The organism is Pantoea sp. AG1095 (assembly GCF_003208415.1).
Lineage (GTDB): Bacteria > Pseudomonadota > Gammaproteobacteria > Enterobacterales > Enterobacteriaceae > Pantoea > Pantoea leporis.
The window spans coordinates 140,911-156,095 of sequence record NZ_QKMJ01000006.1 but is presented as its reverse complement, the minus strand read 5'-3'; the positions used below and the strand labels follow the sequence as shown (position 1 = coordinate 156,095).

The window sequence follows — 15,185 nt, the reverse complement described above, 5'->3', positions numbered from 1 at the left end:
GGAAGTTATGCCGGAAGAGATAATTACCGTACCTTGCCCCAATTGTCGTCGCGATGTGATTTGGGATGAGTTGAGCCCGTGGCGGCCATTCTGCAGCAAACGTTGCCAGCTGATTGATTTAGGTGAATGGGCAGCAGAAGAGAAACGTATTCCCAGCAGCGGTGACCAGATGGACAGCGATGACTGGAGCGAAGAACAGCAGTAAAAAGTAAGGGGCTTAGCGCCCCTTCACTTAAATCTCGCCAGCCACTAATCGGCTGATCAATTCATGGTTCGCAGGCGGAAATTCATCCGCGACCAAATCCTGCTGTTCGACCCAACGCTGTGGCTGACCTTCACGACCATAAGGTTCGCCGTTCCAGCCTTCAACCAGGAAGAAATGCAGCGTAACGCGCAGATCTTCATAACTGTGATCGGCCTGACCAATCGCGCTTGCCGACGTGACTTCAATACCGGTTTCTTCCATCAGCTCACGCTTGAGCGCCTGCTCGGCAGATTCATCTTGTTCAATTTTTCCGCCGGGAAACTCCCACTTATTCGCCATATAGGAGCTTGCCGCACGCTGGGCAAGGAAGATTTGACGTTCTGTATTGCGAATGATGCCCACCGCAACCTGCAGGTGTTTCATAAGCTGGATTCCGCTTTTTTAATAAAATGAGCGCTGAGTGTAAATCAGACATCGAGTGATGTTAACCGTTGAGAGGAAAGTGACGTCCCACGCCCTACAAAAGCCAGTGATTAAGACATGTCGTAAGGATCGCAACCGGGAATGTTGGGAATACTCGCAGCACTTTCTTCTGTTAAACCCGACTACCTATGGAATTCAAAGAAACAACGTTTCTGGCGCAAAATACGCCGGAACAATTACATGCCCTACGCCATCTGGTATTTCATGACATCCTGACGTTAGACAGCGCAAAGAACACCTTAACATGGTGGCCTGAACACAAAGTTATTTCGTTGAATGAAGCGCAAAAACGATTCTTCTCCTGTCTGTTGCTGCGGATTACCTCGAAGCGTCAGATTATTGCCACCGTTTGGAATGAGAGCTATCCGAGCATCAGCGATAACAATTACCATCAGCTACTGTTCCAAAGCCGGGCGCTGTTGAAGCGAGCTGGCTTACCGGATGGTTTACTGGTCACGCTGCCGTATCATGGCGTGCGCCTAAATGAAGAGAAACTCATGGCGATAACACGCTAAATCGTCAGCAAAAAAAAGGAGCCCGAAGGCTCCTTTTTTATCAGGCCAGACGGCCGTGGCACTGCTTGTATTTTTTGCCGGAACCACATGGGCAGAGATCATTACGGCCCACTTTACGCTCCCCGCCTTGTGCGGCTAACGCTTCGGCTGCTGCGGTGGCATCATCAACATGGCTCAGCTGCTGCTGTTGCGCTAAACGCTCCGCTTCTTCACGACGCTGCTGCTCCATCGCTTCCACTTCTTCTGGCATGCGCACCTGAACTTTGCTCAGGGTGCTAATCACTTCGTACTTCAGTGATTCAAGCATCGCCGCAAACATAGAGAAGGATTCACGCTTGTATTCCTGCTTCGGATCTTTCTGGGCATAACCGCGCAGGTGGATGCCCTGACGCAGGTAATCCATCGCTGCCAGATGCTCTTTCCACAACGAATCCAGCGTTTGCAGCATCACGCCTTTCTCAAAGTTGCGCATCATCTCTTCGCCAACCACTTCTTCTTTGGCAGCATAGCTTTCCGCGGCGTGGGTCATGATACGTTCGCGCAGCGTCTCTTCGTGAAGATCGGGCTCTTTATCCAACCACTCAGCAATAGGCAAGTTGAGATCGAAGTCGTTACGCAGACGTTCTTCCAGGCCGGCAACATCCCACATCTCTTCCAGTGACTGCGGCGGAATGTAGGTATCAATGGTAGTTTTGTAGACATCTTCACGGATGCTATTGATGGTTTCAGACACATCAGACACATCCAGCAGTTCGTTACGCTGGCTGTAGATGGCGCGACGCTGATCGTTGGCAACGTCATCGTATTCCAGCAGCTGTTTACGAATATCGAAGTTGCGGCTTTCCACTTTACGCTGCGCGTTGGCAATCGCTTTAGTCACCCATGGATGCTCGATTGCTTCGCCTGGCTTCATGCCCAGTTTACGCATCATGTTCGATACGCGATCTGAAGCGAAGATACGCATCAATGCATCTTCCATCGACAGGTAGAAGCGTGAAGAACCGGCATCACCCTGACGACCCGCACGACCACGCAGCTGGTTATCGATACGGCGAGATTCGTGACGCTCAGTACCAATAATGTGCAAACCGCCTGCAGCTAGCACCGCATCGTGACGCAGTTTCCACGCTTCTTTCATCGCCTGAATCTGCTCTTCGGTTGGCTCGTCCATTGCGGCGAGTTCAGCCTGCCAGCTCCCGCCCAGCACGATATCGGTACCACGACCGGCCATGTTGGTTGCGATAGTAACCGCTGCAGGTTGACCCGCCTGAGCAACGATGTCTGCTTCGCTGGCGTGGAATTTGGCGTTCAGTACGCTGTGTTTAATGCCCGCGCGCGTCAGTTCATTGGAAACGACTTCAGATTTCTCAATCGAAATTGTGCCCACTAACACCGGCTGCCCTTTAGCAGTGCAGGCACGGATGTCTTCGATAATGGCGTCAATCTTCTCTTTCTCGGTCATATAGACCAGATCGGCCATATCTTTACGCACCATCGGACGGTTGGTTGGCACCACGATCGTGTCGAGCTTATAGATGGAGCTGAATTCGAATGCTTCGGTATCTGCGGTACCGGTCATACCGGCCAGTTTCTCGTAGATACGGAAGTAGTTCTGGAAGGTAATGGAAGCCAGCGTCTGGTTTTCATTCTGGATTTCCACGCCTTCTTTCGCTTCAACCGCCTGATGCAGACCATCTGACCAGCGGCGACCTTGCATGGTACGGCCGGTGTGTTCATCAACGATGACCACTTCGCCATCTTTAACGATGTAATCAACATCGCGGGTGAAGAGTGCATGAGCACGCAGCGCCGCAGTAACGTGGTGCATCAGCATGATGTTGGTCGGGGAGTAGAGTGACTCGCCCTCTACCATGATGTTTTGGCTAACCAGTAGCTCTTCAACTTTTACCAGGCCGCGCTCGCTCATGTGTGCCTGGCGCGCTTTTTCATCGACCCAGAAATCGCCTTCGCCCTGGAAGGTTTCAGAGTCTTCTTTTTCCTGACGCACCAGATGCGGGATGATCTTGTTAACTTTGGTATACAGCTCAGAGCTGTCTTCCGCCGGACCAGAGATGATCAATGGCGTACGTGCTTCATCGATCAGGATTGAGTCGACTTCATCCACTAATGCGTAATGCAGCTTACGCTGCACGCGCTCTTCCGGACTGAACGCCATGTTGTCGCGCAGGTAGTCGAAGCCGTATTCGTTGTTGGTGCCGTAGGTGATGTCAGCGGCATAAGCTGCACGCTTAGCCACGGCTGGCATGTTTGGCAGGTTAATGCCGATGGTCAGGCCAAGGAATTCAAACAGTGCACGGTTATTTTCGGCATCACGCTGCGCCAGATAGTCATTGACGGTAACAACGTGCACGCCTTTGCCGCTCAGCGCGTTCAGGTAAGCGGGCAGAGTCGCGGTCAGGGTTTTACCTTCACCGGTGCGCATCTCTGCGATGCAACGTTCGTTGAGCACCATGCCGCCAATCAGCTGCACATCAAAGTGACGCATACCGAAGACGCGCTTACTTGCTTCACGTACGGTGGCAAAGGCCTCAGGAATCAGGCTCTCAAGGCTTTCGCCTTTTTTCAGGCGCTCGCGGAACAGGTCAGTTTTCGCTTTCAGTTCATCGTCAGAGAGCTTTACGAAATCCGGCTCCATCTTATTGATGACGTCGACGATTTTGCGCATACGGCGCAGAGTGCGATCATTGCTGCTGCCGAATACTTTAGTTAATAATTTGATTAACATGATAAATTTTTCTCAATTCAGCCGTGATTTCACGGGCTGCAAAATCTGATTCAGGATGTGGAAAAAACGTTAGCAGTTAAGCAATGAAAGGCCCGGCGCGGATGCCATGAATAGCAGCTTGCCAATCAGCAGAGGAAAGGATTTGTGGTTCGTTGTGACGCAGGTTTTGTTGCGGCTCAACAACAGTCAGCGATTGCGCCGGAGAAGTCAGCAACGCCTGAAGCGAACCTATCAACGCCAGCTTTTGTGCCGTTAGCGGCACAGCTTGATCGGCTTCCGCCTGAGCGGGCGGCGTCATACTAAAGGAAAGGTGGCGAATAACGGTGCGAATCGCATGCTGGTGCCAGTAATCGACGTTGAAATTCGGTCGACGCGCGCTTTCCTGCAGACGAATCAGATGGTCAAAATGGACAACATTGCCGACAAACAGGCTGCTGATCGGCGAATCATTTGCTTTCGGCTCAGAACTTTGCGCACAGGCAGGCAAACCTAAACTGGCCGCCACCATCCCCAACAGGAGATGTGGCCAGAAATAGCGTCTGCCTAATTGTCGCCAGCGTGAGAAAATCCCGATCACAATCCGTCCACAATGCATTGAATAAAGTAATAAAGCGGTAGCAAAAATCTGCGTTACCCAGCTTATGTGAGCGCCAGATGATAGCACTTATGTGGGGCTTCGACACCAGTGATTAAAGGGGCTTCGGCGGAATTCACGTTTTTTTGTACAGGGTTTCGCCAGTTGCTACAGCGAATTGGGATCGGCTTGGCAGGAATAAAAATGAGGCAATAAAAAACGGCAGGTTAAACTGACCGGAGAGGGTGTCAGCGAAACCTGCCGTTTTATGTCTGACTTACGCCAGAACTAAATTTGGTGCTTTGAATGCCAGTGGCAGTTCAGCTTCATCTTCGAAGGTCGCCCATTCCCAGGCTTCCTGTTTAGCCAGAACCGCTTGTAGCAACTTGTTGTTCAATGCATGGCCCGATTTAAAGGCGGTAAACGCGCCAATAACATTATGACCGCACATGAACAGGTCGCCGATCGCATCGAGCATTTTATGACGAACAAATTCGTCTTCAAAGCGCAGACCGTCTTCGTTTAATACGCGGAAATCATCAAGGCCAATCGCACAATCTAAACTACCGCCCAGGCACAGGCCTTTAGACTGCAGATATTCGATTTCACGCATAAAGCCAAAGGTGCGCGCACGGCTGATTTGGCGAACAAAGTTCTCAGCCGAGAAGTTGAGCTGGTAACGCTGCGAGCTTGAGTCGATCGCTGGATGTTTGAAGTCGATAGTAAAGTCAAGTGAGAAACCGTTATACGGCTTGATCTCGGCCCACTTATCGCCATCTTCCACACGCACCGTTTGCTTAACGCGTACGAATTTCTTCGCGCTGCTTAGCTCTTCGATGCCAGCGTCCATCAGCAAATAGACAAAAGGCGCGGCACTGCCATCCATGATCGGGATTTCCGGTGCATCAACTTCAACAATAATGTTGTCGATGCCCAAGCCCGCCAATGCGGCGTTCAGGTGTTCAACGGTTGAAATACGCACGCCTTCATCGTTCACCAGGCAAGTACTCAGCATGGTGTCGCGCACATATTTTGCATCAGCCGGGAAATCTACCGGTGGATTCAAGTCAGTGCGACGATAGATGACCCCGGTGTTAGCCGACGCAGGGCGTAACGTCAGTGTGACTTTCTTGCCGGTATGTAAACCGACACCAGTCGCCTGAACAATACGTTTTAATGTCCTTTGTTTGATCATCGCTTTATCTCGCAATATTACCTGTCCGACCGCCAGTATAAATTACCAGCGGGCGAATACTTTAGCACAAAGAGCGGAGAATCCCAATTCTCGGGATATTCTTAATCAGCTTGCTTACGCAAGAAGGCTGGAATATCAAGGTAATCGGGTTCTTTGCTGGATGCCGCCGGTTGGTCATTCACCACTTTCGCAGCCGGCTTCTGCTCCTGCGGCAGCGGCGCCATGCCGTGCTGCTGGTAGCGATGATCCATCACTGGCTGAGTGGCCGGCTTGTTGGTCACCAGCGTGATTTCCGGACGCTTATCCATGCCGATGCCGGTTGCAACTACGGTCACACGCAGTTCGTCGTTCATCTCTGGATCCAGAGAAGTACCGATAACCACGGTTGCGTTGTCAGAAGCGAAGGCGCGGATGGTGTTACCCACGGTTTCAAACTCATCAAGACGCAGGTCGAAGCCCGCAGTAATGTTGACCAGTACGCCGCGCGCGCCGGACAGATCGATGTCTTCCAACAGCGGAGAAGAGATAGCCATCTCTGCCGCTTCTTCCGCACGATCTTCACCACATGCCACGCCTGAACCCATCATGGCGTAACCCATTTCTGACATCACGGTACGCACGTCCGCAAAGTCAACGTTCATCAGGCCAGGACGGGTAATCAGTTCAGCGATACCCTGTACAGCGCCTTTTAATACGTCGTTGGCTGCGCCAAACGCATCCAACAGAGAAATACCGCGACCCAGAACTTTCAGCAGCTTGTCGTTTGGAATAGTAATCAGTGAATCGACATGCTTAGACAGTTCAGCGATACCTTGCTCAGCAAAAGCCATACGCTTTTTGCCTTCAAAGTTGAACGGCTTAGTTACCACCGCAACGGTCAGGATACCCAAATCTTTTGCCACTTCAGCCACAACTGGCGCTGCACCAGTACCGGTACCGCCGCCCATGCCAGCTGCGATGAACACCATGTCTGCACCATCCAGCGCAGCACGCAGTGCTTCGCGATCCTCTTCTGCAGAGTTGCGGCCCACTTCTGGGTTCGCACCTGCACCAAGACCTTTGGTGATATTGGTCCCGATCTGGATCGTCTGGCCGACCGCTGTCTTACGCAACGCTTGCGCGTCGGTGTTCACAGCGAAGAATTCCACACCTTCGATACGCTCGCGTACCATGTGCTCTACGGCGTTGCCACCGCCACCGCCGACGCCGATGACTTTAATCACCGCGTCATTGGTTAATTCCATAGGTTCAAACATGATTTCTCTCCGTTATGTGCCTGTCGCCTGGAGATCATAAACATTGCCAGCATGATCTCCTTTTTCAAAAATTAAAACTCTTTCTTCAGCCAGCTGTTGATTCGCTTGAACCAGTTGCCCACTGAAGCACGTTTTTCCGTTTCTGCGTCACCGTTCATGTGTGACTCTTTGCCGTAATGCAGCAGACCAACCGCCGTAGAGTAATACGGCTCCTGCGCATAGTCCGTCAGGCCGGTGATGTTAAGCGGCTGTCCGATGCGCACTTGCGTGTGAAACACGCGCTGTGCGCAAGCTGCCAAACCTTCAATCTGCGCCGCACCACCGGTCAGCACGATACCGGCCGCCAGATGGTGTTTCACGCCTTGCTGGCGCAGCTGCTCCTGTAATTGCAGAATCTCGTCGTTGACCAGATTCAACAGTTCGGTGTAACGCGGCTCGATGACTTCAGCCAGCGTTTGACGCTGCAGGCTACGTGGTGGACGTCCACCTACGCTCGGCACTTCGACATTTTCGTCTTTGCCGACAATCGAGCCCAATGCACAACCGTGACGCACTTTAATCGCTTCTGCGTCGGTCGGCGGAGTACCAAAAGCGTATGCGATATCGCTGGTTACCACGTTCCCGGCATACGGGATCACTTTAGTGTGACGCAGTGCACCGCCAGTATAGACAGCGATATCCATTGTACCGCCACCGATATCAACAACACAGACGCCCAGCTCACGTTCATCTTCCGTTAGTACGGAGAAACTGGATGCCAACCCGGCAAAAATCAGTTGGTCAACTTTCAGGCCGCAACGTTCAACGGCTTTGACAATATTTTTTGCCATATCGTTGTGGCAAGTGATCAAATGTACTTTCGCCTGCATACGTACGCCAGAAAGTCCCACTGGATTCTTAATGCCTTCCTGATAATCGATGGCGTATTCCTGCGGGATAACATGCAGAATACGATGCTCATCACGTACGCGAACGGATTTCGCCGTATGCACCACGTTCTCTACATCATCCTGAGTCACTTCCTCTTCCGAAATCGGAACCATCCCGATTTCGTTCTGGCAACTGATATGTTTGCCCGATAAAGCAAGGTAGACCGAGGAAATCTGGCAGTCCGCCATCAATTCAGCCTGATCGATGGCGCGCTGTACGCATTTCACCACCGATTCCAGATCGTTTACGCCGCCTTTATCCATGCCGCGAGACGGGCAACTGCCCACCCCAATAATATTGACCATACCATCGGGCAGAATTTCCCCAACCAGGGCGGACACCTTCGCGGTGCCAATTTCGAGTCCTACTACCAGTTTTCTGTCCGTTGCCTTGATCATTGTGGTTTAGCCTGTGCCTGGTTCTGTTGCTGATTACTGTCCTGTGGCTCTATCGGTGCAGCGGCCCAACCGACTGCGGCGCCCGAATCGTAGCGCAAATCAACGTACGTAATGCGCTGGTTCTGAATCTGGCCCTGCTGCTGCAAATCCGGATAAAGCTCAATAAAACGGTTCAGACGCTTCATGGTATCGCTACGACCTAATTCGATGCGCACATCGTCACTGGTCACTAATTGCCACGAGCGCCGCGCCGTCATCGACGCGACCTTCAGGGTAAACTTGTTAGCCTTTAATACATCACTCATGGTGTGATAGCCGGCTAACACCTCGTTTTCACTGCCTTCCGGACCGTACAGCATCGGCAACGTTTCTTTGCCAACGTGACTGGCCGGAACGCTGAAGGAGACGCCAGCGGCGTCCACCATATGTGAGTCATTCCAGCGTGCAACCGGAACATACTCCACCAGATTTATCTTAAGCTCATCAGGCCACTGCTTGCGCACACTGACCTGCTTAATCCAGGGTAAACGCTCAATCTGCTGCTGGATGATATCCACGTTCTGCGACATGAAGGTTCCCGGCGCGCCAAGCGATAAAATGGCCTGACGAATATCATCATGCGTGGTGTAGTGGGTTTGCCCGGTCACCACCAGCTTCGATAACGGCAAGCGTGACGCGTCATTCATCCACTTCAGCACCACGAGGCCACCCGCCACCATAATGCCCAACACAATCAACAGGAACACCATGCCAAACAGTCGCGCACCGTTGCTGCGCCCGGAGCGTGTCCGCTCCTGAGGTTCGCGATTGCGTACTCGTATCGCTGCCTGAGACATATCAGTCAGCCAGCTCCAGAATACGCGCCACCAGCTGCGGGAAGCTGTATCCCGCTTGCTTCGCGGCCATCGGCACTAAACTGTGGCTGGTCATGCCGGGCGAAGTATTCACTTCCAGCAGCTGGAAGTTGCCCTCACCGTCAGCCATCACGTCCACGCGACCCCAGCCGCTGCAACCCAATGCGCGCCAGGCTGACCACACCAACGTCTGCAATTCTGCTTCCTGCTCGGCGCTTAATCCGCTCGGGCAGAAGTATTCAGTATCGTCAGAAATGTATTTAGCTTCATAGTCATAGAACTCGCTGGCGGTTTTAATTCTGATAGAAGGCAGAATTTGCTCACCCACGATGCCCACGGTGTATTCCGCGCCGCTCAGAAAAGCTTCGATCAGCACGTCATCATCATGACGAAAGGCTTCTTCAAGCGCTGCGGGTAATGCATCCGCATGGTTCACGCGGCTGATACCGACGCTAGAACCTTCGCAGCTTGGCTTGACAAACAGCGGTAAACCCAGCGCCTCAATGGCTTTGGTAGTATCCGCGTTTAAACCTTGTTCATGCTGCTGACGCGTCAGCCAGACAAATTTGCCTGAAGGTAATCCCCTGCCCTGCCACAGCAATTTGCTGCGCAGCTTATCCATGGTGATGGCGGAAGCCATCACACCGCTGCCGGTATAGGGCAGTTGCAGAAACTCCAGCACCGCTTGCAGCGTGCCGTCTTCACCACCACGACCGTGCAAAGCAATAAACGCTTTAGCGAAGCCTTGCTTTTTCAGGTCAAGCACCGACACATCACGCGTATCGACTGCATGCGCATCAATGCCCATTTCACGCAGTCCGGCCAGCACTGCCGCACCGGACATCAGCGACACATCACGCTCGGCCGAGGTGCCGCCCATCAATACTGCAACCTTCTCAGTCATGGCGCGCCTCCGACTTAACGGCAGGCTGTAATTCGTTTTCGGCCAGCTTGCGGGCAATCTTGCCGATGTTGCCTGCACCCTGCACGATCACCAGATCGTCGCCCGACAGCAACGGTGCCAGCGCATCTGGCAGTGCGTCATGCTCAGAGACCAGAATCGGATCAACTTTGCCACGGTTACGAATCGCGCGGCACAGCGAGCGGCTATCAGCGCCGGGAATCGCCGCTTCACCCGCCGGATAGACATCCAGCATCAGCAACACATCCACCTGCGACAGCACATTAGCGAAATCATCAAACAGGTCACGCGTACGCGTGTAGCGATGTGGCTGGAACACCATCACTAGCTTCTTGTCAGGCCAGCCCGCACGTGCGGCTTTGATGGTGACATCCACTTCGGTGGGATGGTGGCCGTAATCGTCGACCAGCATCGCACTGCCTGGATTACCGTTGACGGCGGCGGTATCGAACTCGCCCAGCACGTCAAAGCGGCGTCCGGTGCCCTGGAAGCTCTCCAGCGCGGCCAGAATCGCGTTATCTTCAATCCCCTCTTCGCTGGCAACAGCTACCGCGGCGGCCGCGTTCAGCGCGTTATGACGGCCCGGCGCATTCAGCGTTACTTTCAGCACCGGCTTATCCTGACGAATAATGGTGAAGTGGCCTTGTGCGCCACGCTGCTCGTAATTCTCGATACGCACATCTGCGTCATCGCTGAAGCCGTAGGTGGTTACCTGGCGGCCTACGCGCGGGATCAGGTCACGAATCACTGCATCATCCACGCACATTACCGCGCGTCCATAGAATGGCAGGTTGTGCAGGAAGTTAATGAACGTCTGCTTCAGGTTCTCGAAATCGCCCTGATAAGTGTCCATGTGATCCGCTTCGATGTTGGTGACAATTGCCACCATCGGTTGCAGATGCAGGAAGGACGCATCACTTTCATCTGCTTCAGCAATCAGATAACGGCTGCTGCCCAGGCGCGCATGCGTGCCTGCGGCTTTAACCAAGCCACCGTTAACGAAGGTGGGATCCAGTCCGCCTTCCGCGTAAATGCTGGTCACCATCGCGGTGGTGGTGGTTTTACCGTGCGTGCCCGCAACGGCGATGCCGTGACGGAAACGCATCAGTTCAGCCAACATCTCAGCACGACGAATCACGGGAATACGCTGCTCACGGGCGGCAACCAGTTCAGGGTTATCCTGCGCTACGGCCGTCGACACCACGACAACGCTGGCATCGGTGACGTTTTCCGGACGATGGTTGAAATAAATCGTCGCACCCAGCGCAGCCAGATGCTGTGTCACCGCGTTCGGCGCCAGATCAGAACCGCTGATGTGATAGCCTTCGTTCGCCAACACCTCGGCAATACCGCCCATGCCAGCACCACCGATGCCGACAAAGTGAATGTGCCGGACGCGACGCATCTCGGGCACAATAGAACGCAGTTTTGCCAATTGTTGTGTATTCATCTGTTTCAATTACCTGTTTTTCCCGTTTGTACCTGCTGAAGGTACGGGCCAAATCAACTGGCCGATTAATTTACTTCGCGACGCGCGCCACTTCATTTGCAACCCGCTCGGTTGCATCGGGAATCGCGACCTGACGGGCTTTTTCTGCCATCGCCAGCAATGTGGTGCGATCCCAGTGACGCAGCGTGTCCGCTACCACAGCCGCGGTGAACTGCGGCTGCTCGAAAATTTTGGCTGCGCCCGCTTTTTCCAGCGGCAACGCATTCCAGTACTGCTGACGATCTTTGTGCTGAAACGGTACGAAAATTGCCGGTAAACCTGCAGCCGCCACTTCACTTACCGTCAATGCGCCCGAACGGCACACTACGACATCGGCCCAGGCGTAAGCTTCGGCCATGTCATCGATAAATTCGGTGACTTTGTGCTGCGGCTGGCCCGCTGCGCGGTAAGCCTGCTGCACGGTTTCCAGTCCGCCTTTACCGGTTTGATGCCAAACCGTAATGGCATCGCCCAACGCTGCGGCCACTTGCGGCACGGTCTGGTTAAGGATGCGCGCGCCCTGACTGCCGCCAACCACCAGCACGCGAATCGGGCCGAAACGTGCACTTAGGCGCTCTGCCGGTAACGGCAGCGCTAACACATCGGTACGCACCGGATTGCCAACCACTTCAGCATTTGGAAACGCCCCCGGAAACGCCTGCATCACTTTGGTGGCGATCTTAGCCAGCCACTTGTTGGTCAGTCCGGCAATGCCGTTCTGCTCATGCAGCACCACCGGAATACCGTAGCTCCACGCCGCTAAGCCGCCAGGGCCCGAAACGTAGCCACCCATTCCCAGCACCACATCCGGCTGCCAGCTCTTCATGATGCGACGCGCCTGGCGCCATGCATTGAAGATGCGTACCGGTGCCAGCAACTGCGCTTTAACACCTTTACCGCGTAAACCGCTGATGCGGATAAAATCAATTTCAATGCCGTGTTTCGGCACCAAATCCGCTTCCATTCGGTCAGCGGTTCCCAGCCAGCGCACCTGCCAGCCTTGTTCCATCAGGTGATGGGCAACGGCCAGACCGGGGAACACATGTCCGCCAGTACCGCCTGCCATGACCATCAACCGTTTGCCACTCATCGTGCACCTCGGGTAAACGCCTGCGCTTTTGCCAAACGCGTTTCATAATCTATGCGCAATAAAAACACGATGGCGGTCGACATGATGATCAGACTCGAACCACCGTAACTGATCAGCGGCAGCGTCAGACCTTTCGTCGGCAGCATGCCAGCAGCTGCACCCACGTTAACCAGCGCCTGGAAGCTAAACCACACGCCAATTGAGCAAGCGAGGAAGCCTGAGAAGCGCTGATCGATCTCCAGAGCACGGCGACCAATCGACATCGCGCGAAAAGCGACGAAGAATACCATCAACAGCGCTAAAACCACACCGACATAACCCAACTCTTCACCGATGATGGAGAAGATGAAGTCAGTATGTGCTTCCGGCAGATATTCCAGTTTCTGCACCGAGTTGCCTAAGCCCTGCCCCCAGAACTCACCGCGCCCAAACGCCATCAACGATTGCGTCAGCTGGTAGCCGCTGCCGAAGGGATCTTCCCACGGGTTCCAGAAGGAGGTCACACGGCGCATACGGTACGGTTCGGCAATGATCAGCAGCACCACGGCGAAAATGCCGGAGCCGATGATCGCCAGGAACTGCCACATTTTCGCCCCGGCGAGGAACAGCATCGCCAGCGTGGTAACAAACAGCACAACGACGGTACCGAGGTCCGGCTGCGCCAGCAGCAGCACGGCCAGTACCACCATCACGCCCATCGGCTTACAGAAGCCCCAGAAGTTGTTACGCACCTCTTCGACTTTGCGCACCAGGTAACTGGCGAGATAGCAAAACAGCGTCAACTTCGAAAGCTCGGCTGGCTGAATACGCAGCGGGCCAAGGGCAATCCAGCGCGATGCACCGTTCACCGAGCTACCGACGACCAGGACGATCAGCAGCATCACCACGGAAACCATCAGCATCACGTTGCTGTAGCGCTGCCAGAAATCCATCGGGATGCGCAAGGTCACCAGCGCCATACCAAACGCCAAAGCGATATAAAACGCATCACGCTTGGCAAAGTAGAACGGATCTTCGTTCAGACGTTGACCGACCGGCATCGACGCCGACGTCACCATCACAAAACCAATCAGCGCCAGCCCAAAGGTCAGCCACAGCAACGTGCGATCGTACAGCACCACCGGCGCATCATCACTGTCGCGCGCGCCCATCACCCACTCACGCAGGCGCAACGACAGATAGTTGGCGATACCGGCTCCAGGAATGCGCATCAGCTCAACTCCTTCGCCAGTTGCGCGAACTGATCGCCGCGCTGTTCAAAATTACGGAACTGGTCAAGGCTGGCGCAGGCCGGTGATAACAGCACCATATCGCCGGCTTTAACCTGGGCGGCAATCTGCGTCATCGCCTGCTGCATGGTTTCAGTGCGCGTGGCGATCTCCGGACGCAATGTCGCTAACGCATCGCCATCGCGACCAAAACAGAACAGCTTCACGTTGTCGCCCTGCAGATAGCGCGCCAGCGGGCTGAAATCAGCCGACTTGCCGTCGCCGCCCAGCAGCAGCCACAAGGTACCTTTCACCTGCAAGCCATTCAGCGCCGCTTCGGTGCTGCCAACATTGGTGGCTTTGGAATCGTTAATCCAGCGCACACCGTGGGCTTCATGCACCAGCTGGAAGCGGTGCGCCAGGCCGGTAAAGGTGGTTAAGGCTTTCAGGCTGGAAGCACGCGGGATGTTCACCGCGTCGGCTAATGCCAGCGCTGCCAGCGCGTTGGTGTAATTGTGTTGACCGACCAGCGTCATCTCATCGGTGTTCAGGACTTTCTCGCCTTTTACCCGCAGCCAGGTGCTGCCCTGCTGCTGATTGAGATGATAATCGCCGAGGTTGATGCCGAAGCTTACGCAGCGCTGATCAACACCGCGCACCGGCATGGTCATGCCATCGTCAGCATTCACTATGCAGACGCTGGCGTTTTCGTAAATGCGCAGCTTGGCGGCACGATACTGCTGCATGCCGAGCGGATAGCGATCCATGTGATCCTCGGTGAGATTGAGGATCGTCGCCGCCGCCGCTTTCAGGCTATGCGTGGTTTCCAGCTGGAAGCTGGAGAGTTCGAGTACATAAAGCTGTGCTGGCGATTTCAACAGCGTCAGCGCCGGCAAACCGATGTTACCGCCCACGCCTACCTGCCAACCTGCTGCGCGCGCCATTTCACCCACCAGCGTCGTCACGGTGCTTTTGCCGTTCGAACCGGTGATCGCCACAATCGGAGCCTGCGCTTCACGGCAGAACAGCTCAATATCGCCGATGATTTCAATCCCGGCATCGGCTGCTTCGCTCAATGCAGGATGCGCCAGCGCGATCCCGGGGCTGGCGATAATCAGATCGGAGGCCAGCAGCCAATCACTATTCATACCGCCAACATAGCGCTCCGCCGAAGCTGGCAGTTTGTCCAGCCCCGGCGGCGAGACACGGGTATCCATCACGCGTGGCGTTACGCCTTGCGCGAGGAAGAAATCAACACAGGAGAGGCCAGTAATGCCTAATCCAATGATGACGACTTTTCTGCCCCGATAGTCAGCCATG

Annotated in this window: 14 protein-coding genes; 2 read left to right on the top strand and 12 right to left on the bottom strand. The window is 54.3% G+C overall.

Going from position 1 to position 15,185, the window contains the following annotated elements; all coding sequences use genetic code 11:
• The first annotated feature begins 7 nt into the window (after positions 1-7).
• Positions 8-205 carry a DNA gyrase inhibitor YacG gene (gene yacG, locus DEU53_RS14340; protein ID WP_061718119.1) on the top strand — a complete coding sequence of 66 codons (198 nt, stop codon included), beginning with the start codon at positions 8-10 and terminating at the stop codon, positions 203-205.
• 27 nt (positions 206-232) lie between these two features.
• Here the strand turns inward: yacG and mutT are convergent, their stop codons facing one another.
• A complete protein-coding gene (gene mutT / locus DEU53_RS14335) occupies positions 233-628 on the bottom strand; it encodes an 8-oxo-dGTP diphosphatase MutT (RefSeq protein ID WP_101762107.1) in 396 nt (131 codons plus the stop codon).
• Positions 629-816: 188 nt separating this feature from the next.
• On the opposite strand from mutT, the gene DEU53_RS14330 reads away from it, so the two are divergent.
• The gene (locus DEU53_RS14330; RefSeq protein ID WP_110867527.1) at positions 817-1,203 is read left to right on the top strand and encodes a response regulator; all 387 of its coding nucleotides are present in this window, start codon (positions 817-819) and stop codon (positions 1,201-1,203) included.
• 40 nt (positions 1,204-1,243) lie between these two features.
• Here DEU53_RS14330 and secA read toward each other — a convergent pair whose 3' ends face one another.
• The 11 genes from secA to murD all read right to left on the bottom strand — a co-directional run bounded on the left by secA (position 1,244) and on the right by murD (position 15,184).
• Positions 1,244-3,949, bottom strand: a complete 2,706-nt coding sequence (secA, locus tag DEU53_RS14325; RefSeq protein WP_101762109.1) for a preprotein translocase subunit SecA — start codon at positions 3,947-3,949, stop codon at positions 1,244-1,246.
• Positions 3,950-4,025: 76 nt separating this feature from the next.
• A complete protein-coding gene (secM, locus tag DEU53_RS14320; RefSeq protein ID WP_222185270.1) occupies positions 4,026-4,526 on the bottom strand; it encodes a secA translation cis-regulator SecM in 501 nt (166 codons plus the stop codon).
• A 274-nt stretch (positions 4,527-4,800) separates the two neighbouring features.
• Positions 4,801-5,718 carry a UDP-3-O-acyl-N-acetylglucosamine deacetylase gene (gene lpxC / locus DEU53_RS14315; protein ID WP_097094933.1) on the bottom strand — a complete coding sequence of 306 codons (918 nt, stop codon included), beginning with the start codon at positions 5,716-5,718 and terminating at the stop codon, positions 4,801-4,803.
• A gap of 101 nt (positions 5,719-5,819) precedes the next feature.
• Complete coding sequence (ftsZ, locus tag DEU53_RS14310; RefSeq protein WP_008108602.1) at positions 5,820-6,974, bottom strand: cell division protein FtsZ; 1,155 nt, start codon at positions 6,972-6,974, stop codon at positions 5,820-5,822.
• Positions 6,975-7,045: 71 nt separating this feature from the next.
• On the bottom strand, positions 7,046-8,302 hold the full coding sequence (gene ftsA / locus DEU53_RS14305; protein ID WP_007888634.1) for a cell division protein FtsA: 1,257 nt from the start codon (positions 8,300-8,302) through the stop codon (positions 7,046-7,048).
• Entirely contained in the window at positions 8,299-9,138 is an 840-nt protein-coding gene (ftsQ, locus tag DEU53_RS14300; protein WP_110867525.1) for a cell division protein FtsQ, read from the bottom strand. Before ftsQ ends, ftsA begins: the two co-directional genes overlap by 4 nt.
• Position 9,139: 1 nt before the next feature.
• Positions 9,140-10,060, bottom strand: a complete 921-nt coding sequence (locus DEU53_RS14295; RefSeq protein ID WP_110867524.1) for a D-alanine--D-alanine ligase — start codon at positions 10,058-10,060, stop codon at positions 9,140-9,142.
• Positions 10,053-11,528, bottom strand: coding sequence for a UDP-N-acetylmuramate--L-alanine ligase (gene murC, locus DEU53_RS14290; RefSeq protein ID WP_101762113.1), 1,476 nt, complete (start codon positions 11,526-11,528; stop codon positions 10,053-10,055). Before murC ends, DEU53_RS14295 begins: the two co-directional genes overlap by 8 nt.
• A gap of 70 nt (positions 11,529-11,598) precedes the next feature.
• On the bottom strand, positions 11,599-12,657 hold the full coding sequence (gene murG, locus DEU53_RS14285) for an undecaprenyldiphospho-muramoylpentapeptide beta-N-acetylglucosaminyltransferase (RefSeq protein ID WP_110867523.1): 1,059 nt from the start codon (positions 12,655-12,657) through the stop codon (positions 11,599-11,601).
• On the bottom strand, positions 12,654-13,868 hold the full coding sequence (gene ftsW, locus DEU53_RS14280; RefSeq protein ID WP_101762115.1) for a cell division protein FtsW: 1,215 nt from the start codon (positions 13,866-13,868) through the stop codon (positions 12,654-12,656). The genes murG and ftsW overlap by 4 nt, the downstream gene beginning before the upstream one ends.
• Positions 13,868-15,184, bottom strand: a complete 1,317-nt coding sequence (murD, locus tag DEU53_RS14275; RefSeq protein ID WP_110867522.1) for a UDP-N-acetylmuramoyl-L-alanine--D-glutamate ligase — start codon at positions 15,182-15,184, stop codon at positions 13,868-13,870. The genes ftsW and murD overlap by 1 nt, the downstream gene beginning before the upstream one ends.
• Between the last annotated feature and the right edge of the window lies 1 nt (position 15,185).